We start from the raw sequence: 26,584 nt of genomic DNA, 5'->3' as shown, positions 1-26,584 counted from the left end.
CAAAGAAACCAGGTGACAAATATGAAAAAACTAAAAGTTATGACTGTTTTCGGGACCAGGCCTGAAGCGATCAAGATGGCACCGCTTGTGCTTGAATTGAAAAAATATCCTGAAATAGATTCCTATGTAACGGTAACTGCACAGCACAGACAGATGCTCGATCAGGTGTTAGATGCGTTTCACATCAAGCCTGACTTCGATTTGAACATTATGAAGGAGCGGCAGACACTGGCAGAGATTACGTCTAACGCACTTGTAAGATTGGATGAGTTGTTTAAAGATATCAAACCCGATATTGTGCTTGTCCATGGTGATACGACGACGACGTTTGCCGGAAGCCTAGCCGCTTTTTACCATCAAATTGCTGTCGGTCATGTGGAGGCGGGGCTCCGTACAGGGAATAAGTATTCCCCGTTTCCGGAAGAGCTCAATCGACAGATGACAGGGGCGATTGCTGATTTGCATTTTGCTCCGACAGGCCAGGCGAAAGACAATTTATTAAAAGAAAACAAAAAGGCCGACTCTATTTTTGTAACGGGCAATACAGCGATTGACGCACTCAACACAACGGTTAGGGATGGTTACTCACATCCTGTTCTCGATCAGGTGGGTGAGGATAAAATGATTCTCTTGACCGCTCACCGCCGGGAAAATTTGGGTGAGCCAATGGAAAACATGTTCAAGGCCATCCGCAGAATTGTAGGGGAATTTGAAGATGTACAAGTCGTTTACCCTGTGCACCTGAATCCTGTTGTCCGGGAAGCGGCTCAGAAGCATTTTGGTGATTCTGACAGAGTGCATCTGATTGAACCTTTAGAGGTGATTGATTTCCATAACTTTGCAGCGAAATCGCATTTTATATTGACAGATTCGGGCGGCGTGCAGGAGGAAGCCCCATCTCTCGGGAAACCGGTTCTTGTTCTGCGTGATACGACGGAACGGCCTGAAGGAGTGGAAGCGGGAACGCTGAAACTTGCAGGGACGGATGAGGAAAACATTTATCAGCTGGCAAAACAGCTGTTAACTGATCCTGATGAGTACAAGAAAATGTCCCAGGCTTCTAATCCGTATGGAGATGGAGAGGCTTCCCGCCGGATTGTGGAAGAATTGCTGTTTCATTACGGGTACCGGAAAGAACAACCGGATTCATTTACAGGCAAATAAAAAAGAAGCTTTGCACATTGTGCGAAGCTTCTTTTTGTTTTACTTTTCGAGGCTGTCCTTCAGCTCTTTTGTAATATCGGAAAGGGCGCTTTCATCAGCTTGGTAGTAGTAAATTCCATTGATTTTCGTGCCTGTACCTTTTAGTTCGTGCTGTTTAATATGTTTTCGCGCACCTTTGTAATCGGACTGGATATCCCACATGTTATCGAAGGTCAAGTTCGTTTTCACATTATCTTCAACAACTTTAAACATATCTCCGAATTTCGTGATGGAAGAAATATTAGCGCCTTTATTAATAATACCTTGGATGACTTGGCGCTGGCGGTCCTGGCGTCCGAAGTCGCCTCTCGGATCTTCTTTTCTCATCCGGGTATAAGCGAGCGCTTCTTTTCCGTTCAGCGTGATTTCTCCTTTGCCGAACGAATAACCGTCATAACTGAACGCGAATGTGCTGTTAACTGTAATGCCGCCAAGTGTATCAACAACGTCTCTAAAGCTTTCCATGTTCACTTTCACAAAATAATCAACCGGGACATCGAGGAAGTTCTCAACAGTGTCTACCGTCATCTGCGTGCCGCCGAAAGCGTATGAATGGTTGATTTTATCCATTGTGCCTTTTCCGATAATTTTTGTATACGTGTCACGCGGAATGCTGACCATGTCGGTTGTATTCGTTTTTGGGTTAACGGTCATATAAATGAGCGTATCGGCACGGCCCTTATCGCCGTCGCGTTCATCCACACCCATGATTAAGACGGAAAAAGGATCTTTTTTATTGATACTGACCTCTTTATCCCTCTTTTTAGATTTATCAATGCTTTCATGAATACTTGCCACGGTTGATGCTGCTTTATGCCATAAGTAGTATGCATAGCCGCCAGTTCCGAGTACAAATACGGCCACAATGGCTAAAATGACAAGTAATGCCTTTCTTTTTTTCTTTCTTTTTTCAGCTCTCATAATAAAGTCCTCGCTTTTTTGTAATCTAGTACGATTATAAGTTTCTTAATATTTGAAAACAACTAAAATTTGTCTGATTCTTTACAATAGACGGCTCCTTGTAACAAATGTTTCGGTATTTTAAGAAAATCCGCAAAAATTTTTCGTTGTTTTGAAAGAAATCTTAAAATAAGCTTAAAATTGTCGATAAAAAGTGGAGAGGTGATATAGGAATGAAAAAAATTGCTATTTTAATGTTCTCAATGCTGCTTCTTTTGTCTGCGTGCGGCACAGCTCAGAACACATCAGGAGCAGAAACAAATTCAGACAGCCAGGATGCAGCTGCAGAAGAGACAGTAACGAAGGAAGGCACTTTTGCCGGTTTGGCGGACAGCCATACAATTGCAGTCACTATTGATGATAAAGAGACGTCGATTCAGGTTGGTTCAGACCTTCAGGACAAAATGAACAGCATTTCAGAAGGGCAAAAAGTTGTTGTCAAATATACAAAAGATTCAAATGGCGCTTTAATGCTTAAGGATCTTGAGACAAAGTAATAAAAAACTCTTAGGGGGTTCCATGTTTTGAAAAAAATGAAGCTCTTGCTTCTATCGTCAGTCACTGCGGCGGCTGTAGCATGTCCGGCGTTTATGCAGACTGCGAAAGCCGCTGATAAAACCATTTCGGTTAAGCTGAGTAATTATGTAGGCAGCAAATCAAGTTTGGATGTCGATATCACAGGCGGATATGAAATTCCCGGCTCAAGAATTGCGGATACGGAGCGATATGGAGGAGCAACCCGTTTTGATGTTGCCAATAATGTCGCCTCTGCCGGATGGACAAATCCAACGACTGTGGTCATTGTGAATCGGGATGCTTTTGCCGATGCGCTCTCAGCAACCCCGCTTGCCAAAAAGTACGATGCACCGATTTTATTAACAGACGCAGATTCGCTAACACCAAAAACAGAAAGCGAAATTGCAAAATTAAATCCTGACAATATTCTCATCATTGGCGGGACAATCAGTGTTTCTAAAAATGTAGAAAATACATTAAAAAAATATGGTTCTATCGATCGGATTGGCGGAGCAACCCGTTACGAGGTTTCTAAAAACATAGCCGATCGGATGGGGAATTACAGCCAGGCAGTAGTGGCCACAGGCATGGTCTTTACGGATGCCCTGTCAATCGCGCCATATGCTGCAATGAACGGTTATCCGATTTTACTTGCGGGAGACAATAACATCCGCAGTGATTACAAAATTCCAAGCAAGGTTACAATTGTCGGCGGTCCGTTGAGTGTCAGCACTGGTGTGGAAGCTGCATTAAAAAAGAAGGCAACTGTGAAACGGATTGGCGGCGTTTCACGATATGAGGTATCTGCCAATATCGTTAAAGAATTAAATATGAAAGCAACAAAGGTATTTATGTCAAACGGCCAAACATTCGCGGATGCATTAACGGGATCTGTGCTTGCAGCAAAGCAGGGAAGCCCTTTACTGCTGGTTGAATCAGGCAGCCTGCCGTCACCAGTCGCTGATGTAGTAGCGTCAAAAGGAACTCAGTCATTTGCGCTGCTTGGAGGAAGCATTTCCATCAGTGATACGCTAAAGAACAAACTGGCAGATACTTTTGCAGGAACTGGATATACAGTCAAGTTAACCGGCGGAAACCTAGTGCTTTATAAAAACAGTACTGCAATCAAGACGCTTGGAACGTCTTTTACAGCACAGCCTAAAAAATATGCAACTACAAATTCTATCAGTCTGAACGGAACGCCATATCTCGGAAACATGAAATTTACAATAGAGTCAGGCAAATATGTTCGGCCAATCAATGTGAATATCCCCTTTGAAGATTATTTAAAGGGTGTTGTTCCTCATGAAATGCCGGCCAGCTGGCAGAAAGAAGCGCTTAAAGCCCAAGCTGTCGCAGCGAGAACTTATTCCATCAGTTCGGCCGGAAAAGAAGTACAAGACACCACCGCTTTTCAGGTATATGGCGGATATGACTGGAATTCAAAAACTTCAGAAGTGGTCGAAGCTACAAAAGGAAAAGTTTTGAAATACAATGGGAATTTGATTTCAGCTACGTATTCCTCAAGCAACGGCGGCTACACAGAAGCGAGCGGCGAGGTGTGGAGCAGCCAGCTTCCTTATTTAATCGCCAAAAAAGATACGTACGACCCGCAAATCAGCTGGTCTCTGTCTTTAAATAAAACCCAGCTTGATAAGAGCAGTCTGAATCTGAAAAGCCCGGGTTCATGGTGGAGCTCTAAAAATGAAACAAACTCATCATATTTGAGCGGTTTGAAAAGCTGGTTTATTAAAAATAAATACAGCAATGCCGAGTCTATCAAAATCACGAAAATATCCAGTGTGAAATTCAGCACGGAGAAAACTGCCGGTCAGCGGCCGGAAACAGCAAGCGTCACATTCTCATATTTCGTGAAAGAAAAATCAAATGGCTATATCCTGTCAAATGGAAGCCTCAGTGAAAAAACAGCAACAATTACTGTACCTGCAACAGAGCTGAGAACGATGCTTGGCGCTTCCAATATGAAGAGTACATATGCTTCTGTCTCAAGCAATACAAACGCCTTTCTCATTAGCGGTAAAGGATACGGACACGGCATAGGCATGAGTCAGTACGGAGCCAATGCCAGAGCAGCTGCCGGACAATCTTATACAACAATTTTAAGTTTTTACTATCCGGGAACAACTCTATCAAGCTATTAAAAGATTGTTAGAGTCAAAGGAGGCGAGATGCCTCCTTTGTTCGTTATTTGATTTATGGATCATTATGAATCTTTGGAGGGACTATCTTTGCGGATCTTTCTTAAAAGCATACCTATGCTGATACTAGGAGTCGTGTTATTTGTACCAAATGCGTTTGCGGCCAACTCTGTTACAAGGCTGGATGGAGCAAGCAGATATGAGGTTGCAGTAAATGTATCAAAACAAGGCTGGAGCAGTGCGGGCACGGTTGTTATAGCAAACGGAACAGCGTATGCAGATGTATTAACTGCTGCACCTTTGGCTTACAAATACAATGCCCCGATTCTATTGACGGAATCATCTAAACTGACTACACCGACTAAAGACAGAATCAGCCAGCTTAAACCGAGCAAGGTCATCGTCATTGGCGGAACGATCAGTGTTTCTAACAACGTTGTAAGCGACATTAAAAAATTGGGTATTTCCAATGTGGAACGGATCGGCGGAAGAAGCCGCTATGAAGTTGCTCAAAATATTTCTAAAAAATTGTCTTCAAATTCAAAAGCAGTAATCGCAAATGGAACGGCATATGCTGACAGTTTGGCAATCGGTTCTTATGCTGCCCGTAACGGTATTCCAATTCTACTGACGACTGCAAGCTCTATTCCCGAACCAACGAAAAATGCGATGAACAGCAAAGGAACAACATCGACTATTGTGGTCGGGGGAGAAATCAGTGTCTCAAAAAGCGTTTACAGCCAGTTGCCATCACCAACAAGAATCGGCGGGAACAGCCGTTTTGAAGTGGCTGCCAACATAGCGAAAAAGTATTATTCTTCATCAAAAGCTGCATTTGTCAGCAATGGCTATCAATATGCAGATGCTTTAGCGGGTTCTGTGCTGGCGGCGAAGCAAAATCGCCCAATGCTATTTACTGACGCCGGTTCATTGCCGACTGCGACAAGAACAGTCATCGGATCAAATAGCAAGAATACCTTCACAGTTCTTGGGGGAACTATTTCAGTGAAAACAAATGTCGTGAACCAGCTTAAAAATGTAATTGTAGGCAAAAAGGTATTTGTGGATGCAGGACACGGTGGTTATGACAGCGGCGCGGTCGGTAATGGTTTAAAAGAGAAAGATGTTAACCTTGCTGTTGCTAAGCTTGTAAACAGCAAACTTTCCAATGGTGGAGCCATTCCGATTATGGCCAGATCTACAGATGTTTTCTTAGAGCTTTCAGAGCGGGTTGCAAAAGCAAAAAGCAATAATGCAAACCTGTTTGTGAGTATTCACGCCAATTCAGCGAGCCCAGCAGCAACCGGTACTGAAACCTACTATTATACAAAATATGAGTCAGAAAACAGCAAACGGCTTGCGACAGAAATACAAAACAGACTCTATAAAGCACTCAATACTCAAAACCGCGGCGTGAAAATCGGGAATTTCCATGTCATCAGAGAATCAACGATGCCGAGCAGTTTAGCGGAGCTGGCGTTCATTTCAAATGCGAACGACGCAAGTAAGTTAAAGAGTGCTTTGTATCAAGAAAAAGCAGCTCAAGCAATATATGAAGGAATCATTGGATATTATTAGGGGATTAAATTAGTAGACATCAACAGCGGCTTGCCGGCAGAACCCATCAGGAATTGCCGGCAAGCTTTTTTATACGATAAAATGAGAAAAATTTTAAACCACATATGCTATGTAAAAGTTTAACAAAATTTAAGGTTAGGCCTATTCTTATTGACAGATGTTTTTGATATAATTATCAGGCAAAAATATAACCGATCCATTAGGGTAGTGAGGTAATCGATGAAAATAAGCATTGTTATCCCTGTATATAATTCAGAAGATCTTATTTCCGAATGTCTTGATAGCTTAGTTAACCAAACGATGCCAAAAGAGGATTATGAGATTATATGTGTCGATGATAAATCTACGGATTCATCTTTAGACATTTTGAATCAATATAAAAAGAAATATGACAATATTGTTGTTGTTGAAAGAACCGTAAATTCAGGCGGTCCAGGTGCACCGCGGAATGATGCAATAAAAATTGCCAAAGGTGAATACATCCTGTTTGTTGATTCCGATGACTATCTAGGCAATGAAGCATTGTTAAGATGGTACAATTTCTCAAAAGAGAATGATTCAGATATTACTTTAGGTAAGTTAAAAGGGATAAACGGCCGAGGTGTTCCCAAATCAATGTTTAAGGAAACAAACCCAGATGTTGATTTGGTTGATTCCAAAATTGTTTTCACATTGGGACCCCAAAAACTGTTTAAAGCCTCACTTTTAAAAGAAAATCAAATCATCTTCCCTACTCACATAAAAGCAGCGGAAGATCAAGTCTTCACAATGAATGCTTATTTAAAAGCAAAGAAGATTTCTGTTTCAGCTGACTATGATTATTACTATCTGGTCAAAAGAGACGGTGAGCATATGAGTGTCGCTTATGTTCCCCCAGAGAACTTTTATGGAGCAATGGAAGATATTATCTCTGCTATCAAGGCTAGTGATCTGGAAGAAGCAAGAAAAACGAAACTGATGGCAGTATTTTTAAACAGGCATTTCGATTTTTCGCGGACAAAAAATGTCACAATAAAAATGAAGACAGATGAAGAAAGAGCTGAATGGTTTAAATATTTGTCCTCATTTATTCATGCAGTACCTGAAGAGGCTGACCAATTTGTCCTTCCGCATATCAAATTGCGGCTGCTGTTTATTCGGAATAATGATTTGCAGGGGTTAACCCAGTATGAGCGTGAAGAACAAGACATTAAAAAGTTCTGTGTTGTAAATAACGGGGATTTAATTGCACGTTATCCGAGCTTAGAACGCTATCCAATTTCTGAAGAGTTATTAAAAGTAAATTATAAAAATAAGCTTGAACATTATCTGCAGAATATTGAATTTAGCGATCACAGTCTCAGCATTCAAGGAACCATTAAACACAAATTGTTGGATGATGAAACGAATCAAAATCAATCTCTGACAGGAATATTTGTTCATCGCGATACAAAGGCGGAAAAATACATTGCGCCGGCTAAGTATGAAAATTCAATATTTACATTTGAGTGCAAGTTTGATGAACTGGCATCTGCAGAAGAAGATTTAGGCGTTTGGGATTTCTTTATTGAATCGTCAATAGATGGCTATAAATTAAGGGCGAGAATCGGAAACAAGCGTGCTGCGTATAAGTATTCAACAAACACGATGTATTTAGGGCATAATGCGTTGTTTGTCTTCAGTGCAAGACCATATTTCACAATGAACTACGATAATCTTTCGATTGATATAAAGAAACATGCCTATACAGAAGCAGAACTTTCATATGAAACTGAATCAAAAGATTTATCATTTATTTTTAAAGATAAGCAAATCTGTTTGCCAAATCATTCAAAAATGATTGTGAATACCGGACAGTCTGAAATCTCATTACCGGTAAAACGTATAGAGTTAGAGCCTAATTGCACAAAATTGACGGTAAACGTGCAGAGTTTGCTTGAACAGCTAGCTCATGTAAAGAAAGAGCGATTAATTGAATTTGCGATAAACACTTCTCAAAATAAAATCAGTGCAAAAGTGGATAACCAAGCAATTGTCCTGGACACAAGGAATGTGGAACGAAAATCCATGTTATTCTTTAGTAAAATGGTTGAGGTTCAATACAAGCTGTTAACCTCTAAATCAAAGTTTTATTTTCAATATTAAATGCTTCACAACGAAAAGAGACAAATCAGTAAAATGATTTGTCTCTTTTTTTAAACAATATGCTTAATTTTTAAAAAAAGTGTCTAAAACAATAAAAAGTTTACGGATAAATGTCAGAAAAAATAACAAATTCACACTTCTTAACATACCATTTACATCCAATTAACATCCGTCTGCTAAACTGACTGGCATAGGTCATCATAACATCCCAAACAAATCGTGAGGTGTGTGTCAGTGAGTGCAGAGAAAAGCATGAATGTGAGTCGTGAATTCTCAGTTCAGCAAATACATTCTTTTACATTATCTGAAAAGACGGCTCGTTATTTGGCAATAAAGCGCGTAATGGATATTTGGTTTGCGCTCATTGGGTTGGCGATTGCGCTGCCAATGATTGCGGTATTTTCAATTTTGATTTGTTTGGAGACGCCGGGGCCTGCCATTTATACGCAGGAACGCGTAGGGAAAGGCGGGAAACCATTTAAGCTTTATAAGCTTCGTTCCATGAAAATAGATGCCGAGAAGTCTGGAGCGGTTTGGGCACAGAAGCAAGATCCGCGGGTGACAAGGATCGGAGCTTTTATCAGAAGAACGAGAATTGACGAGCTTCCTCAGCTGTTTAATGTGCTGAAAGGCGATATGAGTATGATTGGCCCTCGTCCGGAACGGCCCGTATTTACGGAAAAATTCCAGAATGAGATTCCAGGCTTTACACAGCGTCTGGCTGTTAAACCGGGATTGAGCGGCTGGGCTCAAGTGAACGGCGGTTACGATATGACGCCGAAGGAAAAGCTGATATTTGATTTATATTACATTCGCAATCTGACTTTCACTTTAGAATTAAAAATTATGTTAAAAACTTGTAAAGTAGTTTGGACGGGTGATGGTGCAAGATAAAACGGAATGCCATTATTCACCATCAATCTGAGCTTAAAAAGAAGTAGGGAATATGATGCCAAGTATTACAAAACAAATCATGAGCGGTGCAAAGTGGACAAGTATTTCAACCATGTGTATTACAATCATACAAATTGTTCAGTTTGCCCTGCTTGGAAATATGATGACCTTAACAGAATTTGGGCTTGTCGGCATGATCACAACGGTTACAGTTTTCGCCCAGATTGTGCTCGATATGGGTTTTGGCGCAGCATTAATTCAGAGAGACGACGCGACGGAGCGCCAGCTGTCAACATTGTATTGGCTTAACATTATGACGGGCGTTTTGCTGTTTGTTCTTTTATATGTGAGCAGTCCTGTCATTGCGGGATTTTATCAAAGAGAAGAGCTGGTGTTTCTGGTTCGGATTCTGGCGATTATGTTTTTGATCGCGCCAATTGGACAGCAATATCAGTATATGCTGCAAAAGCAGCTGCATTTTAATACGTTAAGCAAAATAGAGATTTTTTCAAATGTATTGTCATTCGGATATTTAGCGATAGCGGTTTTTATGATGGATGCGATTTTGGCGTACGTGATTTCTCAAGTCCTGCTGCAGTCCAGTAAAGGGATTTTATATTGGGCTGTATACCGAAAAAAGTGGCATCCTGCTTTTGTTTTTGATTTGAGAGGCATGAAGGATTTCTTTTCTTTTGGAGCCTTTCAGCTTTCATCCCGTCTTGTGAACAGACTGGGAGCAAATATCGACATGATTTTGATCGGCCGGTTTATTGGTGCTGAAGCATTGGGGATTTATAACCTCGCTTATCAGATTGTCACCATTCCGGTTTTGAAGATCAATCCGATTGTCACACGGGTGGCATTCCCTGTTTTCGCAAAAAACAAATATGAAAACAGCGTGATCAGAGAAGGCTTTCTGAATATGACAAAAATGCTGGCGCTTGTTTCGTTTCCGCTGTTAATCGGGCTCGTGTCTGTGTCAGACGCCTTTATCACAGCGGTTTTCGGAGAAAAGTGGCTTGCTGCTGTTCCGATCCTAAATGTTCTGGCGATTGTCGGAATACTAAGAGTGCTTATGAATCCAAATGGATCTGTGTTGCTGGCTAAAGGAAGAGCTGACTTAGCGTTTTATTGGGATTCTGGCGTGCTGCTGCTGTACGGATTATCACTGTTTGCAGCTGTACAGACGGGAAGCCTGCTGACAGTCGCATGGGTGTATGCCATTATCAGTGTTGTTAATTTCCTGATCGGGCGCTGGCTTTTGGCATATGTCATCAAGCTTAACCTTTCAGCTTATTTCCAGTCGATTATGAAGCCATTTCTGATTACTGCGGCGATGGGCATCATCGCGTTTGGTGTAAGCCTCAGTACCGAACACTTCAGTATGCAGGCAGAAATGCGGCTGGCCATTTCAGTTGCAGCCGGGGCGCTGTGCTATCTCTTTCTTTTGGTAAAAGCGTACCCTCAAACGAAAAGCAAACTACTAAGAAAAGGACGTTTGTCATGAAGATTTTGTGGATCACAAGCGTATATCCGAGCAGTATGAAACCCGGTGAGGGTGTGTTTCATGAGACACAAGTGCAAGAGCTGCAAAAACTCGGGCTTGATATCACTGTGATATGCCCACGGCCTTTTCATTCAGCGCCTGTCCGCATGCTGAAAAAGACATATCGAAAAAAGGATGCCAGACCGGAGTATGAGATTAGAAAGGGAATACCTGTTTACCGGCCTTTCTATCGGGCAGTTCCCGGCCAGCTGAAGTGGGCGCAGCCTCATCGGAGAATCGCATCAGCCGTTTTAAAAACCATGAAACAATGCGACCTATATCCGGATCTGATCCATGCGCATTTTGCCATGCCATCGGGCGGGGCTGCGGCAGTCGTGTCAGAGTCAGCGCAAATTCCTTATGTTCTGACCTTGCATGGCAGTGATGTGAATGTCTATCCGCATTACAGCAAAGGAGCGTTTAAAGCCTTCAAGCGTGCCGTAGGTTCTGCGTCAGTTGTTTTAGCAGTCAGCCACAAGCTTCAGGAAGAAGCCAAAAAGCTTTCGGGCTTTGACAGCTCGGTTTTGCCAATCGGCATACAGCTCAGCCGCTTTCAGGAGAATGAGGAGACGAAAGAGGAAATCAGAAAAAGACTCGGACTCCCGCTCGATCAGCGTCTGGCTGTCTATGTCGGCCGGCTGGTCAGAGAGAAAGGCATTTTTGAACTGTCTGAAGCGATCGAATCGCTGCAGGACTCTCCTAAGGCAGTCTTTGTCGGGGATGGTCCCGCAAAATCGATGCTGACGCAGAAGGGGCATATTGTCACAGGCCAAGTCCCGAATCATCAGGTAAGAGACTATTTACTTGCGGCAGATCTATTCGTACTTCCTTCTTACAGTGAGGGGATGCCGACTGTTGTGATTGAGGCCCTGGCGCTAAGGGTTCCTGTTATTTGTACGGATGTTGGCGGAGTGTCGTCTTTATTCGGAAAGCACCAACATCTGCTGATTAAACCGAAATCCGCTCAAGCCTTGGCAGAAGCGATCACTCGGTACGAACATGAGCAAATATGGAAGCCGGAAGTAGCAGATGACTTGTATGAAACCGTGCAGGCTCAATTTGACGCAGGAAAAAACGCCAAGGCCTTGCATCATCAGTATCAGACGGTCACGAAAACGTCCGTTTAATCGTAAGACACTGCGACCAATATAAATAGGAAGATCATTTTACAGGAGAGGGATGAGCGCTGTGAAAAAAATAGCTGTCATTGGAACAGGTTATGTAGGACTCGTATCAGGCACTTGCTTTGCGGAGATCGGCAATAAAGTTGTTTGCTGTGATATCGATGAATCAAAAATCAGAAGTCTGAAAAATGGGGTAATCCCAATCTATGAACCAGGGCTTGCAGACTTAGTTGAAAAAAATGTGCTGGATCAGCGCCTGACCTTTACGAACGATATCCCGTCCGCCATTCGGGCCTCAGATATTATTTATATTGCAGTCGGAACGCCTATGTCCAAAACAGGAGAAGCTGATTTAACGTACGTCAAAGCGGCGGCGAAAACAATCGGTGAGCATCTTAACGGCTACAAAGTGATCGTAAATAAAAGCACAGTCCCGGTTGGAACAGGGAAACTGGTGCAATCTATCGTTCAAAAAGCCTCAAAGGGGAGATACTCATTTGATGTTGTATCTAACCCTGAATTCCTTCGGGAAGGGTCAGCGATTCATGACACGATGAATATGGAGCGTGCCGTGATTGGTTCAACAAGTCATAAAGCCGCTGCCATCATTGAGGAACTTCATCAGCCATTCCATGCTCCTGTCATTAAAACAAACCTAGAAAGTGCAGAAATGATTAAATACGCCGCGAATGCATTTCTGGCGACAAAGATTTCCTTTATCAACGATATCGCAAACATTTGTGAGCGAGTCGGCGCAGACGTTTCAAAAGTTGCTGATGGTGTTGGTCTTGACAGCCGTATCGGCAGAAAGTTCCTTAAAGCGGGTATTGGATTCGGCGGTTCATGTTTTCCAAAGGATACAACCGCGCTGCTTCAAATCGCAAAATCGGCAGGCTATCCATTCAAGCTCATCGAAGCTGTCATTGAAACGAACGAAAAGCAGCGTGTTCATATTGTAGATAAACTTTTGACTGTTATGGGAAGCGTCAAAGGGAGAACCATTTCAGTCCTGGGATTAGCCTTCAAACCGAATACGAACGATGTGAGATCCGCTCCAGCGCTTGATATTATCCCAATGCTGCAGCAGCTGGGCGCCCATGTAAAAGCATACGATCCGATTGCTATTCCTGAAGCTTCAGCGATCCTTGGCGAACAGGTCGAGTATTACACAGATGTGTATGCTGCGATTGAAGACACTGATGCATGCCTGATTTTAACGGATTGGCCGGAAGTGAAAGAAATGGAGCTTGTAAAAGTGAAAAGTCTCTTAAAACAGCCAGTCATCATCGACGGCAGAAATTTATTTTCACTTGAAGAGATGCAGGCAGCCGGATACATTTATCACTCTATCGGCCGTCCCGCTGTTCGGGGAACGGAACCCTCTGACAAGTATTTTCCGGGTTTGCCGCTTGAAGAATTGGCTAAAGACTTGGGAAGCGTCAATTTATAAAAAGAAAAAGTGTTACTTGGTTGAAGCTGCCGGCTGCTAGGCTCGGCCGCCGGCTCCTGAAACATCAGGAAAGGGGTTAAACATGTGAGTATCAAACGATCAGCGGTCCATACGCTAGCGTTACTGGCCGCTGCTATATTTGGAGTCGTCCTATTGCTGGGAGCCATCCATAAAGATATAGGTTTCATGCAGATGGCTGCTGTGCTTGCGGTGTTGGCAATTGGCCTGTTTTTACTGACGCTTGCAACCGCATTTACAACAAAAGAACGGCTCTTTATGGCTGTAATCTATATTTTGATCGCCTGCACTTTTTTAAATAATGCATTTTTCGCTATTCATCTTGGATTTTTCAGTTTGTTCCTTTACCGGCTTCTGCTCATTGCAGCGGGTTGCCTTCATATTTTCGGCATGGTTCGGAATCGAACCCATATTGAAAGATGGCATGGGCTGCAAGTAAAAGGGATATTGCTCTTTTTCGCCTTTTGGTTTATATATGGCCTTGTTTCTCTGCTGTGGGCCAAGTCGGTAACAGTTGGCCTCAAGTATTTAGCCTTATTGGCAATGGGAATTTTCTTCATTTATCTTATTGTCATGTACGTGCAAAAAATGGAGCGGCTGATGATTATTTATGCCATTTGGCTGGTGATGACGGTATTTCTGATGATCATTGGTTTTTACAATCATATCACCCACCATCATCTTCCGAGTTCCACATTGTACAGCGGACCGGAGTATAAGCAGCATTATCCGACATCGGTCTTTTTTAATCAAAATGACTTTGCGACCTTTTTATCCATCAGCTTCTTTTTTTACATCACGATGATGAAAAACATTAAGAATGGATACATCAAGGCAATTGGCCTTGTGCTCTCGCTCTGTGCGTTGTATTTAATTTTTGCCACTGGTTCAAGAGCCAGCCTTCTGGGTATTTTTGCAGGTATTGCTGTCTACATCTTCATTGTATTGCCGCCTGTTTTAAAGAAAATGGCTATATGGCTGTCGGCGGCGGGAATTGCTCTTTTCGCAGTTCTTTTCGCCAGCAAAATCTATTCAAAGTTTTGGGAGCTGTTTCTGGCCCCGCAGACGCTGCATTCATTTCATGACAGGCTTCCATCAAATGTGGCTCGGGCAAATCTGCTGAAAAACGCTTGGCATTTTTTCCTTGATTCATACGGATTCGGAGTCGGAGCAGGAAATGTATCCTATTATCTTGAGCATTATGCTGTATATGATACTGACAATGTGGCAGAGGTGCATAACTGGCTTGTTGAAATTCTTGCTAATTTTGGCTTGTTCATCATGCTGGGATATCTGTCCGTTTATGCCTACCTCATATGGGTGCTTTACAAGTTTTATGAAAGAAAATTAGAAAATCAGTCAAAACTGATCACAGAAGGACTTATTACCGCTATGGTCAGTTTCCTGGTATCAAGTATCAGCCCAAGCTCTGTTTCAAATTTATTTTTCCATTGGGTGTTTATGGCGCTCGTCATCGCCGCCGTGAATGTGTTAAGGCGATCCAGACAAATGCCTGAGCCGATGTACAGATAAACAGACTACAAAAAGCAGGGAGACTTATATGAACGATATATTGATAAGAATAGCCCGTCGCATAAAAAAAAATATCATTTGGATCATAGCGGTGCCAATTATATTAGGTGCGGCGGGGTATATCCTGCCGTCACAGATCGCTGATCAAAAGAGCTATACAGCTGAAGATACTTTGGCTGTGGGGAGCTATGATCATCCGGTTTATAACAGCACAGAAGAGATTCCGCTTCTGCTTAAGAGCGACTCTTTTTTGAAGGAGGCGCTTCCTGATGAAAAGGATGAAGATGTAGCAGAGATCAAAGAGAAGCTTACCATCAAAACGGAATCCAAATCGTTACTGACTTTAAGCTATAGCGACGAGGATAAGGATAGAACGGAATCTGTCTTAAACGCCATATCCTCCACCTTCCTCAAAAATGATCAAAAGCTGTATGCAGAAAGAGAAGCCGTCATCCGCAGCAGCATAGACGCGCTTGAAGGCGAGTCGGTGAGCGAGGATTCCAAAGTGGATAAAGAGAGATTTTTATATGAGCTCAAAAACACACAGCTTAACCTGAAAGCGGCAAGTGTTACTGATTCCGAAACCGTAAGTGAGACAGCAGGCGGCGGAATGTCTCCGAAAAAGAAAGCAGTTCTCGGCGTTATGATTGGCCTTACGATTGCCTTTATGTTCGTTGTCATTCCTGAATTTTTCAGGGAATCCTTTTAAAATCATACGATGGAGATGTGATCATGACCAATTGGAAACCTCTCGTATCTGTCATTACACCTTCCTATAATGCGCGTGACTATATTGAAGACACGGTTCATTCGGTATTAGATCAGAGCCATCCTCATTGGGAAATGATTATCGTGGATGATTGCTCAACGGATGGGACCCGCGACATTTTACAGCAGTATGAAAAAATAGACGAAAGAATTCATGTGGTGTATCTGGAAGAGAACTCCGGAGCTGCGGTTGCTCGCAACAAAGCGTTGGAACGCGCTCAAGGGCGCTACGTAGCATTTTTGGACAGTGATGACAAATGGAAAAAAGACAAACTGGAAAAGCAGCTTGAGTTTATGATGGAGCGCTCCTGTGCGTTTTCTTTCACGGGCTACAGCTTAATGGCGCAGGACGGGACCCCACTCGATAAATTTATTCATGCGCCGGAAAGCCTGACGTACGATGACGCCCTGAAAAATACAATTATCGGCTGCTTGACGGTGATGATTGACAGGGAGCAAACGGGACAGATCCAAATGCCGAATATCAGAACGAGACAGGACTTAGCCACATGGCTGTCTCTTTTAAAAAAAGGATTTACTGCCTATGGAATGAATGAATGCCTGGCTGAATATCGGCTTGTCAATAATTCAATTTCCAGCAACAAATGGAAGGCTGCGAAAAAAACGTGGTTTGTCTACAGGGAGATCGAACGGCTTCATTTTATGAAAGCAACATGGTGTTTTGTTCAATATGCAAAAAACGCGGTGAAAAAAAGATTATAGCCGCAAACAGAGAGAAAAGGTGATGAAGGTGGAAACAAAAGAAGCAATCATTCATGTCATCGTTGCCACTGCTGAATGGGGAAAAGACCAATTGAGATACAGAAGGCACCGGCTGGCAGAATTTTTAGCTGCTCAGGAGGAAACGAAGGAAGTTATTTGGGTATGTCCGGCTCCGCGTGCCCAAGGGAAAGAGTTTCAGGAAGTCCATTCTGGCATCAGGCAATTCGCTGTCAAAGACCTGCTGCAGAAAAAAATGTTTCGTTTCGGACGATATACAGATGTCTTTTACAGACATAAGCTCTCCCCATTACTCGATGAGCTTACACCTGCTTCTGCAAACGGTGAACGTTGCTGTTTATGGTACACGTTTCCCGGATTCCCACTGCTGTCTTCGCTGTATTCTTGGGATCAGGTCATTTATGACTGCAGTGACCTATGGGCGGCGCCGATCAGCGGGCGTTCAAATCTGCTGTCTGAATTCCGGCGAAAAGTCATTAAATCGGCAGAGCTGAGAATTATACAACGAGCAGATTCAATAACCTGTTCATCAGATTATCTTCACAAGGAAGTAGACAAAAAACTGACTGCAGGACGAGAAAAGGTTCATACTGTGGAAAACGGTGTGGAGTATGAGCTGTTTTCTGCAAATAAACAAGCTCCCGATCGCAGTATACTGCAGGGGAGAGAAGGAACAGTGTTAGGTTTTATCGGCGGAATTAAACCGAAGCTCGATTTTAAAATGATTGAAGAAGCCGCCCTGCAAAAGCCTGATTGGACATTTTTATGGGTTGGCCCGGATGCCACCAATGGTGACGTTTCGTTTCAAGAGCTGCTGAGGCTTCCAAATGTCATATGGACCGGCCCGGCAGATCCGAAAGAAGTTCCGCATTTTATGGAGCTTATCGACATTGGCATCATGCCTTATAAAAAATCATCGTATAATCAAGCTGTGTTTCCGCTGAAACTATTTGAATTTTTAGCGGCAGGAAAACCTGTCGTCGGCTCTAATCTTCCGTCAACCTCAAAAATGCAAAAGCCGTATGTATACGAATATGTAGAAGGTGATCATCCAATTGATTTTATAGCAGCTTGTGAAAAAGTTCTCGAACAAAACGGAGACGAAACCTATAAAGAAATGCGCCGAAACATCGCTCGCACACAAGATTGGAATTGCTTATTTAGACAAATTATGAAATATACAGGGATTCAAAAACATGCGTAGTCCTATAAATTGGGATGCGCGTTTTTTGATTATACGTGTTTCTTTTTGATGAAGCTTGTTATAATAACTAAGGAGAAGGTATAATGGAAGGAACGGTTCTCTATATAAATAAAGACTTCATTTAATTCCAAAGGAGACTTCTTTATGCTTGACGAACGCATGATTCGCATTGTTGTTGCGTTTATTGTCTCGCTGCTGACAGTTTTAATCATAACCCCAATCGTAAAAAGGATTGCGATTAAAATAGGTGCAGTTGACCAGCCCAGCAATCGAAAAGTACATGACAAAATCATGCCCCGCATGGGCGGGCTGGCCATATTTATCGGGGTGGTTGCAGGCGTGCTTGCATCCGGTATTTACACAGAAACAAGGATGACGGCAATTACAGTCGGAGCATTCATCATTATTGTGTTAGGTATTCTTGACGATAAATATCAATTAAGTGCAAAAGTTAAGTTTTTGATTCAATTAGGTGTAGCCATTATGATTGTAAGCACCGGCTTAAAAATGGACTTTTTCTCAGTACCTTTTTTAACAGAACGATTTGAGTTAGGATGGATGGCTTATCCGCTGACGGTATTATGGATTGTCGGCATCACGAACGCAATTAACCTGATTGATGGATTGGATGGCCTTGCTGCCGGTCTTTCTGTTATCGGCCTGTCAACGATCGCTGTCATGGCGCTATCCGGCGGAAAAGTGCTCATTCTGTCACTCTCATTAGTCGTTATTGCCAGCACGCTGGGGTTTTTGTTTTACAACTTCCACCCGGCAAAAATCTTTATGGGAGATACGGGATCACTTTTTTTAGGGTATAGTATTTCAATTCTTTCATTATTAGGCCTGTATAAAAGTGTCACATTGTTCAGTATCGTTATCCCGATTATTATATTAGGCGTACCGATTTTTGATACAACATTTGCTATCATCAGGAGAATATTAAACAAACAGCCGATTTCAGCGCCTGATAAGTCGCATATTCACCATAGATTGATGGCCTTTGGCCTTTCACATCGGATGTCGGTCTTAGTTATTTATTTAATTGGATTTATTTTCAGTACCAGTGCGATAGTACTTAAAAGTGCCACAATTTGGCTTTCTTTGTTTATTATCTTCATTTTAATTATTTTTATGCAAATCATAGCAGAAGTGACAGGACTCGTGAATGAAAAATTTAAGCCGTTTACAAAGTTTTATAAACGGCTGGTGAAAAGGAATTAAAAATTCCGGCTTATGTGCCGGAGTTTTTTTCTGAGCAAAAATGCCCGATCCTCTAAAAGGACCGGGCATTTTTTAATAGGATGAATCAGTTGTTGAATTCGTTGTACTGTTGTTTGAGCTTGTGTTGCTGTCATTCGAATAGCTGTTTCCGCTCGTCGTCCCGTCAGTTGTTGTGCCAGTGCTGCCAGAACTGCTTGAGCTGTCAGTCCCGTCTGTTGCATTTCCAGTACCGGAAATGCCAGTGCTTGTATCAGGAGTATAATCTAAATGCTCTTGAAGCGTTTTTCTGACTTTCTCGAGATTTGTAGCATCAGGTTCAAAGTAATATGTGTTGTTAGGCCCTAAATACAAATCAGAACCTGTAATGCTCAATGTGTCGATTTTTTTGCTGGTAAAGCCGCTGTAAATCTGCTGAAGCGCTAAACCTTCAGTAATGCGAATATTGGTTTCAACGTTTTCGCTGGCTTTTTCTGCGATTTTATCAATTTTAGCAATGTTGCTTGCACTTGACATGCGGTCAATCAGCGCGTTTAAGATTTGTTTTTGTCTGTCATTACGGCCAAAGTCTCCGCGTTTATCCTGTTTTCTCATCCGGGCATATGCTAAGGCTTCTTCGCCGTTCAAATGCATCTCGCCTTTTTTGAAGTAAATCCGTTTGCTTTCGTCTACATCACTTTTTTCATCGAAATCGAAAGGCACGTCAACATCAATACCGCCGACTTCATTAATCACATCTTTAAATCCGTCAAAATCAACTGTGACATATTTATCAATCGGGATTTGCAAGAAGTTTTCAACAGTTTCAACTGTCTCATCTTTACCGCCTTTGCTGTAAGCGGCATTGATCTTCGTCTTGCTTCCCGTTGTGTCACCAGCTAATTGCACACGTGTGTCACGCGGAATGCTCAGCATTTTCATGGTTTTATTTTTTGGATCCAGGGTAACAACAATAAGAGAGTCTGATCTCCCTTTTTGTCCTTTAGTCGCGTAATCCTCTATTCCCATAAATAAAATAGAAAACGGTTTTTTCTTCATGTCTACAACTTCGTTGCGAAGATTTGATTTATTCCCGCGGGATAGGGCATCGTACGATTCATCCGCAGCGTTAATGGTTTTATAAAGTTTATACCCGCCAAGCCCTACAACTACCAATAGTGCAAGGGCGAACAATAACATAATTCTTTTTAAAATTTTCCTGCGTTTGCTCTTTTTCTTTTTTCGCACACGCACTCTAACGCGTTCAGCCATTATTCAGTCTCCTTTATGTGATTGACGGCTTTTTCAAGATACGTCAACTCTCCCTCTTTAATATCACTCTTTCCATTTGTCAGTTCTGTCATCCATTCAGAAAAAGCGTTTGTTTCTTTTTCTTCGACGTATGTTTCGAATTCAACATTTTCTGAATAATGGATTTCCTTTAACAGAAATTGTGACTCCCTTAATTCATTTTCAATCTTGCCAAGCCATGTGTAATCTGCAGAAGTATGCATGATTCGCATAAGCTTCCGTTCTACAACACCTATATGATTTAATCCTTCAGACACTGATTTCCCATAAGCGCGAATTAATCCGCCAGCACCAAGCTTAATGCCTCCGAAGTAGCGTGTAACGACGGCGCAAGTATCCTTCAGTCTGCGTTTTTTTAAAACCTCGAGCATCGGCACTCCCGCTGTACCGCTTGGTTCTCCGTCATCATTGGCTTTTTGGATATGATCATTCTCGCCAATAACATAAGCCGAGCAATTATGAGTCGCATTCCAGTGCTGTTTCTTTATTTTCTGTATAAATTCCTGTGCCTCTTGTTCGGTAGAAACACGGCTTAAATGACAGATAAAACGCGATTTTTCTATAACAATCTCGTGTTCTCCTGCTTCTTTCACAGTAAAATAGCTGTGCAGCATGCTAGCTGACCCTCCTGCTAAGCATAAAAGACTGCCTATACAAATTCGTACAGTCTTTAGAATTTTTGTGCGTATTTTGGTATCATAAAGAGTAGATAGTATATAAAAATGTTTTTTTCTAGAATATACGCATTCTTTCATTATAATTCGACATAATTTGCAGATCAATTACATTTATAATAAAAATATATGACAACGCCGTGACGGAGGGAAATTATGAATAAAACAAAGATGGATTCCAAAGTGCTGGATTCTATTTTGATGAAGATGCTGAAAACCGTTGACGGGAGCAAGGACGAGGTTTTTCAAATCGGGGAGCAGTCACGCCAGCAGTATGAACAGCTGGTCGAAGAACTGAAACAAATTAAACAGCAGGTGTATGAAGTGATCGAGCTTGGCGATAAACTTGAAGTGCAAACCCGCCATGCGAGAAACCGTTTATCCGAGGTCAGCCGTAATTTTCATAGATTCAGTGAAGAGGAAATCCGCAATGCTTATGAAAAAGCCCATAAGCTGCAGGTAGAATTGACGATGATCCAGCAGCGTGAGAAGCAATTGCGCGAACGGCGGGACGATTTGGAGCGCAGATTGCTAGGGCTTCAGGAAATCATTGAGCGGTCAGAATCATTAGTAAGCCAAATTACAGTTGTGCTCAACTACTTGAATCAGGATTTGCGCGAAGTTGGACTGCTTCTTGCTGATGCTCAGGCAAAACAGGATTTCGGCTTAAGAATTATTGAGGCGCAGGAAGAAGAGCGAAAAAGAGTCTCAAGAGAAATCCATGACGGACCCGCTCAAATGCTGGCGAATGTTATGATGAGGTCGGAATTAATCGAGCGGATTTTCCGTGACCGGGGCGCAGAGGACGGATTCCAAGAAATTAAAAATCTACGCCAAAATGTTCGGAATGCCCTTTACGAAGTGAGAAGGATTATATATGATTTAAGACCGATGGCCCTTGATGACCTAGGCCTGATTCCAACTTTAAGAAAATATCTATATACAACCGAGGAATATAACGGGAAGGTCAAAATACATTTTCAGTGCATTGGAGAAACAGAGGATCAGAGGCTAGCGCCTCAGTTTGAGGTTGCGCTCTTCAGGCTCGCACAGGAAGCTGTGTCTAATGCGCTAAAGCATTCTGAATCTGAAGAAATTACAGTCAAAGTTGAGATCACAAAGGATTTTGTGATTTTAATGATAAAAGATAACGGTAAAGGGTTCGACCTGAAGGAAGCGAAAGAGAAGAAAAACAAATCATTCGGCTTGCTGGGCATGAAAGAAAGAGTAGATTTATTGGAAGGAACGATGACAATAGATTCGAAAATAGGTCTTGGGACATTTATTATGATTAAGGTTCCGTTATCTCTTTGACTATGATTTGTAAAATAGAGCCAAAAGGCATATTGACCGAATGCTAGAGTATATAGAACAATAATACAAGGAGGCGTGGCTTGTGACTAAAGTAAACATTGTTATTATCGACGACCATCAGTTATTTCGTGAAGGTGTTAAACGGATATTGGATTTTGAACCTACCTTTGAAGTGGTAGCCGAAGGTGATGACGGAGACGAAGCGGCTCGTATTGTTGAGCACTATCATCCTGATGTTGTGATCATGGATATCAATATGCCAAACGTAAATGGTGTGGAAGCTACAAAACAGCTTGTAGAGCTGTATCCTGAATCTAAAGTAATTATTCTATCAATTCACGATGACGAAAATTATGTAACACATGCCCTGAAAACAGGTGCAAGAGGTTATCTGCTGAAAGAGATGGATGCTGATACATTAATTGAAGCGGTTAAAGTAGTGGCTGAGGGCGGATCTTACCTTCATCCGAAGGTTACTCACAACCTCGTTAACGAATTCCGCCGCCTTGCAACAAGCGGAGTTTCTGCACACCCTCAACATGAGGTTTACCCTGAAATCCGCAGACCATTACATATTTTAACTAGGCGGGAATGTGAAGTGCTGCAGATGCTTGCAGACGGAAAAAGCAACCGCGGAATTGGTGAATCATTGTTTATCAGTGAGAAAACCGTTAAAAACCATGTCAGCAATATTTTACAAAAAATGAATGTAAACGACCGGACGCAAGCCGTTGTGGTCGCCATTAAAAATGGTTGGGTAGAAATGAGATAGTATAATAGGAGACTTGCCTTTTTCTAGGCAGGTCTTTTTTTAGGCTGCCGTTTCCCTTACAATAGAGTTATAAAGCAATAAGGCAGGTATCGAAGCTATGAATATTGCAGTCGTAACAGACAGCACGGCATATATTCCGAAAGAAATGCGTGAACAACATCAGATACATATGATCCCTCTCCAGGTTGTTTTTGGGGAGGAGACTTACCGTGAAGAAATTGAGTTGGACTGGAAAAGCTTTTACGAAGAAGTGAAAAAGCATAATGAGCTCCCGACGACTTCTCAGCCGCCAATCGGCGAGTTGGTTGCGCTATATGAAGAGCTTGGCAAGTCTTATGATGCGGTTATCAGTATCCATCTTTCCAGCGGGATCAGCGGAACATTCAGCAGTGCAGCAGCGGCTGATTCGATGGTCGACAATATTGATGTGTATCCATTTGACTCAGAGATCAGTTGCTTGGCTCAAGGCTTTTATGCCCTTAAAGCTGCTGAATTAATCAAAAACGGAGCATCATCGCCGGAAGATATTATAAAAGAACTGGAAGAAATGAAAAAAACAGTTCGTGCTTATTTTATGGTAGATGACTTAGCTCATCTTCAGCGCGGCGGGCGATTAAGCAGCGCCCAAGCCTTCATTGGTAGTCTTCTAAAGGTAAAGCCTATCCTTCATTTTGACAATAAGGTAATTGTGCCTTTTGAGAAGATTCGCACACGTAAAAAAGCAATTTCGCGAATTTATGAGCTTTTAGACGAAGATGCGAGTAAAGGGTTGCCTATGCGAGCTGCTGTTATCCACGCTAATCGAGAGGAAGAAGCAGCGAAAATCATTGAAGAGCTTTCTGCAAAATATCCTCATGTTGAATTTTATAACAGCTATTTTGGCGCGGTAATCGGCACTCATTTGGGTGAAGGTGCGTTAGGAATTTGCTGGTGTTTTAAATAAGGCCAAATCTCCGTTTTTAGAGCGGAGATTTTTTTATATTCTTATTTTAATTGTTGGACAGAAAATATTCATTCAGGCATACTGTCTCGAAAGGAGGCGTGCTATGTGAATGTGCCAGTTGAAAAAAACAGTTCCTTTTCTAGAGAATTGCAGCAGACGCTTCGAAGCCGTCATTTGCTCAGGACTGAGCTCTCATTTTCCGATGAGATGATTGAATGGCATATCAAGAATGGATATATCACTGCTGAAAATTCTATATCCATAAATAAACGGGGATATAGATGTAATAGGTGCGGCCAAACTGATCAGCGGTATTATTCTTTTTATCACTCATCTGGAAAGAATAAGCTGTATTGCCGTTCCTGTGTCATGATGGGAAGAGTGAGTGAGGAGGTTCCTTTATATTCATGGGAAGAGGAAAATGAACCAAACTGGCAGTCAATTAAACTGACATGGGACGGCAAGCTTTCAAGCGGACAGCAAAAAGCCGCCAATGTTTTAATTGAAGCAATATCAAAAAAAGAAGAGCTCCTCATCTGGGCGGTTTGCGGCGCTGGCAAAACAGAAATGCTGTTTCCTGGTATAGAATCAGCGTTAAATCAAGGACTGCGTGTATGTATTGCAACACCTCGCACCGATGTTGTATTAGAGCTTGCTCCAAGGCTCAAGGCTGCCTTTCAGGGTGCTGACATTTCAGCGCTTTACGGAGGAAGCGATGACAAAGGGCGGCTATCTCCGCTTATGATTTCCACTACGCATCAGCTTTTGCGATATAAAGATGCAATCGATGTTATGATCATTGATGAAGTTGACGCTTTTCCATATTCTGCTGATCAAACCCTTCAATTCGCTGTTCAAAAAGCAAGAAAGAAAAACAGCACCCTCGTTTATTTAAGTGCAACACCTCCTAAAGAATTAAAAAGAAAAGCACTGAACGGACAGTTACATTCAGTTCGCATCCCCGCAAGACACCACCGGAAACCTTTACCCGAACCGCGCTTTGTATGGTGTGGAAACTGGAAGAAGAAATTAAACCGAAATAAAATTCCGCCAGCGGTGAAAAGATGGATAGAGTTTCATGTAAAAGAAGGGAGGCCTGTTTTTTTATTCGTTCCTTCCGTTTCTATTCTGGAAAAGGCTGCTGCGTGCTTTAGAGGGGTTCATTGCCGAACCGCATCTGTGCACGCGGAAGACAAGCATAGAAAGGAGAAAGTGCAGCAATTCAGAGATGGTCAGCTCGATCTATTAATCACAACAACAATACTGGAAAGAGGCGTCACAGTCCCCAAGGTGCAAACGGGTGTACTAGGAGCGGAATCACCTATCTTTACGGAAAGTGCACTTGTTCAAATTGCAGGAAGAACTGGCCGGCATAAAGAATATGCGGACGGCGATGTCATTTTCTTTCACTTCGGCAAAACAAAGAGTATGCTCGATGCAAGAAAGCATATAAAAGAAATGAATGAATTGGCAGCAAAAGTTGAATGTACAGACTAGCCATTATTTGAAAACGTGGTACAGTATACTCATATAACCGATGATGAGGAGCTGTAAAAATGCTTGTCAATTCAAAAGAAATCGTAATGAAAGAACTGCTCGACCGATATATGGACCAGCTTCATATGGCCTGTACTTGCCAAGTATGCCAAAACGATGTATTGGCACTTTCTTTAAACAAAGTGAGTCCATCCTACGTTACTGATCTTAAAAAGATCGCATATACGAAAGCTGAGCTGGTAGATAAACAAAAAAACACAGCAATGCTTGTCATTTTGGCTGAATCTGCTGCAGTAGTTTCAGAGAGTCCAAGCGATTTATGTCACACGAAGCAGGAGGAGGCATTCATAAACTGATCTGTTTATTATGTGATTCGCAATTTTCTCAAGATGTTACATGGAGAGCCCTTTTTTTACTAAAGCCTGATGAAAAGGTTTGTTATTCTTGCAGAAGCAAATTAAAGAAAATCACAGGACATATCTGCCCCCTGTGCGGCAGACCTCAATCTGTTCATGCCGTATGCAGGGATTGCGAGGTGTGGAGAACAAGGATCAGAGACAGTTTGCTATTGCGTCAGAACCGTTCAGTTTACACATATAATGATATGATGAAAGAAACGCTCTCCCGTTTTAAATTTAGAGGAGATGCAGAAATCATAAATGCATTTAAAAGTGATTTTTCTTCAACCTTTTCTAAGGTTTACCCCGATAAGCATTTTGTTCTTGTACCTATTCCGCTGAGCAAGGAACGGGAAGAAGAGCGCGGATTTAACCAGGCACAGCTCTTGGCAGAATGTTTAGACCGGCCTTCCCACCATCCCCTCATTCGCCTGAATAATGAGAAACAGTCAAAGAAAAAGAAAACAGAACGCCTGCTGTCAGAGCGCATTTTTGATACAAAAAATAATTCAGCAGAAGGTATGAATATCATTTTAATAGACGATCTTTATACAACAGGCGCCACCTTGCACTTCGCAGCCCGCTGCTTATTAGAAAAAGGAAAAGCCGCTTCAGTGTCATCTTTTACCTTGATCAGAAGCTAAATGATTCTGTTTTTAT

General features: G+C 42.2%; 23 protein-coding genes. 20 read left to right on the top strand and 3 right to left on the bottom strand.

Annotated elements, in window-relative coordinates:
* The first annotated feature begins 21 nt into the window (after positions 1 to 21).
* Positions 22 to 1,164, top strand: coding sequence for a non-hydrolyzing UDP-N-acetylglucosamine 2-epimerase (gene wecB, locus SB658_RS13090; protein ID WP_144500505.1), 1,143 nt, complete (start codon positions 22 to 24; stop codon positions 1,162 to 1,164).
* A gap of 39 nt (positions 1,165 to 1,203) precedes the next feature.
* On the opposite strand, the gene tagU is transcribed toward wecB, so the two are convergent.
* Complete coding sequence (gene tagU / locus SB658_RS13085; RefSeq protein WP_144500506.1) at positions 1,204 to 2,124, bottom strand: polyisoprenyl-teichoic acid--peptidoglycan teichoic acid transferase TagU; 921 nt, start codon at positions 2,122 to 2,124, stop codon at positions 1,204 to 1,206.
* A gap of 212 nt (positions 2,125 to 2,336) precedes the next feature.
* On the opposite strand from tagU, the gene SB658_RS13080 reads away from it, so the two are divergent.
* From SB658_RS13080 to SB658_RS13020, 13 genes are all read left to right on the top strand, one after another.
* Positions 2,337 to 2,660, top strand: coding sequence for a hypothetical protein (locus tag SB658_RS13080; RefSeq protein ID WP_038427952.1), 324 nt, complete (start codon positions 2,337 to 2,339; stop codon positions 2,658 to 2,660).
* Between the two features lie 27 nt (positions 2,661 to 2,687).
* Entirely contained in the window at positions 2,688 to 4,841 is a 2,154-nt protein-coding gene (locus SB658_RS13075) for a SpoIID/LytB domain-containing protein (protein ID WP_038427951.1), read from the top strand.
* Between the two features lie 87 nt (positions 4,842 to 4,928).
* Positions 4,929 to 6,416, top strand: a complete 1,488-nt coding sequence (locus tag SB658_RS13070) for an N-acetylmuramoyl-L-alanine amidase (protein WP_038428159.1) — start codon at positions 4,929 to 4,931, stop codon at positions 6,414 to 6,416.
* A gap of 219 nt (positions 6,417 to 6,635) precedes the next feature.
* Positions 6,636 to 8,540 carry a (poly)ribitol-phosphate teichoic acid beta-D-glucosyltransferase TarQ gene (gene tarQ / locus SB658_RS13065; RefSeq protein ID WP_144500508.1) on the top strand — a complete coding sequence of 635 codons (1,905 nt, stop codon included), beginning with the start codon at positions 6,636 to 6,638 and terminating at the stop codon, positions 8,538 to 8,540.
* Positions 8,541 to 8,774: 234 nt separating this feature from the next.
* Entirely contained in the window at positions 8,775 to 9,434 is a 660-nt protein-coding gene (locus tag SB658_RS13060) for a sugar transferase (protein WP_003242561.1), read from the top strand.
* A 55-nt stretch (positions 9,435 to 9,489) separates the two neighbouring features.
* Positions 9,490 to 10,941 carry a teichuronic acid biosynthesis protein TuaB gene (gene tuaB / locus SB658_RS13055; RefSeq protein ID WP_029725996.1) on the top strand — a complete coding sequence of 484 codons (1,452 nt, stop codon included), beginning with the start codon at positions 9,490 to 9,492 and terminating at the stop codon, positions 10,939 to 10,941.
* Positions 10,938 to 12,107 (top strand): teichuronic acid biosynthesis protein TuaC, encoded by a 1,170-nt coding sequence (gene tuaC / locus SB658_RS13050; RefSeq protein WP_038427949.1) that lies wholly within the window; start codon positions 10,938 to 10,940, stop codon positions 12,105 to 12,107. The genes tuaB and tuaC overlap by 4 nt, the downstream gene beginning before the upstream one ends.
* Positions 12,108 to 12,168: 61 nt before the next feature.
* Positions 12,169 to 13,554: a UDP-glucose 6-dehydrogenase TuaD gene (gene tuaD / locus SB658_RS13045; RefSeq protein ID WP_033884207.1), complete on the top strand. Its 1,386-nt coding sequence runs from the start codon at positions 12,169 to 12,171 to the stop codon at positions 13,552 to 13,554.
* 84 nt (positions 13,555 to 13,638) lie between these two features.
* The gene (gene tuaE / locus SB658_RS13040) at positions 13,639 to 15,105 is read left to right on the top strand and encodes a teichuronic acid biosynthesis protein TuaE (RefSeq protein WP_003227966.1); all 1,467 of its coding nucleotides are present in this window, start codon (positions 13,639 to 13,641) and stop codon (positions 15,103 to 15,105) included.
* 28 nt (positions 15,106 to 15,133) lie between these two features.
* A complete protein-coding gene (gene tuaF, locus SB658_RS13035; protein WP_017695313.1) occupies positions 15,134 to 15,814 on the top strand; it encodes a teichuronic acid biosynthesis protein TuaF in 681 nt (226 codons plus the stop codon).
* Between the two features lie 23 nt (positions 15,815 to 15,837).
* The gene (tuaG, locus tag SB658_RS13030; RefSeq protein ID WP_003242619.1) at positions 15,838 to 16,596 is read left to right on the top strand and encodes a teichuronic acid biosynthesis protein TuaG; all 759 of its coding nucleotides are present in this window, start codon (positions 15,838 to 15,840) and stop codon (positions 16,594 to 16,596) included.
* Between the two features lie 28 nt (positions 16,597 to 16,624).
* Entirely contained in the window at positions 16,625 to 17,818 is a 1,194-nt protein-coding gene (gene tuaH, locus SB658_RS13025) for a teichuronic acid biosynthesis protein TuaH (RefSeq protein ID WP_080481292.1), read from the top strand.
* A 144-nt stretch (positions 17,819 to 17,962) separates the two neighbouring features.
* Positions 17,963 to 19,039, top strand: a complete 1,077-nt coding sequence (locus SB658_RS13020; protein WP_410601724.1) for an MraY family glycosyltransferase — start codon at positions 17,963 to 17,965, stop codon at positions 19,037 to 19,039.
* A gap of 72 nt (positions 19,040 to 19,111) precedes the next feature.
* On the opposite strand, the gene tagV is transcribed toward SB658_RS13020, so the two are convergent.
* A complete protein-coding gene (tagV, locus tag SB658_RS13015) occupies positions 19,112 to 20,287 on the bottom strand; it encodes a polyisoprenyl-teichoic acid--peptidoglycan teichoic acid transferase TagV (protein WP_072173456.1) in 1,176 nt (391 codons plus the stop codon).
* Complete coding sequence (locus SB658_RS13010; protein ID WP_003227979.1) at positions 20,287 to 20,940, bottom strand: YigZ family protein; 654 nt, start codon at positions 20,938 to 20,940, stop codon at positions 20,287 to 20,289. The genes tagV and SB658_RS13010 overlap by 1 nt, the downstream gene beginning before the upstream one ends.
* A 216-nt stretch (positions 20,941 to 21,156) precedes the next feature.
* On the opposite strand from SB658_RS13010, the gene degS reads away from it, so the two are divergent.
* From degS to comFC, 6 genes are all read left to right on the top strand, one after another.
* A complete protein-coding gene (degS, locus tag SB658_RS13005) occupies positions 21,157 to 22,314 on the top strand; it encodes a two-component sensor histidine kinase DegS (RefSeq protein ID WP_003227983.1) in 1,158 nt (385 codons plus the stop codon).
* Between the two features lie 82 nt (positions 22,315 to 22,396).
* Positions 22,397 to 23,086, top strand: coding sequence for a two-component system response regulator DegU (gene degU / locus SB658_RS13000; RefSeq protein ID WP_003219701.1), 690 nt, complete (start codon positions 22,397 to 22,399; stop codon positions 23,084 to 23,086).
* Positions 23,087 to 23,183: 97 nt separating this feature from the next.
* On the top strand, positions 23,184 to 24,029 hold the full coding sequence (locus SB658_RS12995; RefSeq protein ID WP_003227986.1) for a DegV family protein: 846 nt from the start codon (positions 23,184 to 23,186) through the stop codon (positions 24,027 to 24,029).
* Positions 24,030 to 24,134: 105 nt separating this feature from the next.
* Entirely contained in the window at positions 24,135 to 25,526 is a 1,392-nt protein-coding gene (gene comFA / locus SB658_RS12990) for an ATP-dependent helicase ComFA (RefSeq protein WP_014481052.1), read from the top strand.
* A gap of 59 nt (positions 25,527 to 25,585) precedes the next feature.
* Positions 25,586 to 25,882, top strand: coding sequence for a late competence protein ComFB (gene comFB / locus SB658_RS12985; RefSeq protein ID WP_014478130.1), 297 nt, complete (start codon positions 25,586 to 25,588; stop codon positions 25,880 to 25,882).
* Positions 25,846 to 26,568, top strand: coding sequence for a comF operon protein ComFC (comFC, locus tag SB658_RS12980; RefSeq protein ID WP_033884179.1), 723 nt, complete (start codon positions 25,846 to 25,848; stop codon positions 26,566 to 26,568). The genes comFB and comFC overlap by 37 nt, the downstream gene beginning before the upstream one ends.
* Positions 26,569 to 26,584 lie beyond the last annotated feature (16 nt).

The organism is Bacillus sp. SIMBA_008, assembly GCF_046535495.1.
GTDB classification, from domain to species: Bacteria; Bacillota; Bacilli; order Bacillales; family Bacillaceae; genus Bacillus; species Bacillus subtilis.
The sequence above is the reverse complement of the archived record's forward strand: the minus strand, read 5'-3'. Positions and strand labels throughout refer to the sequence as shown.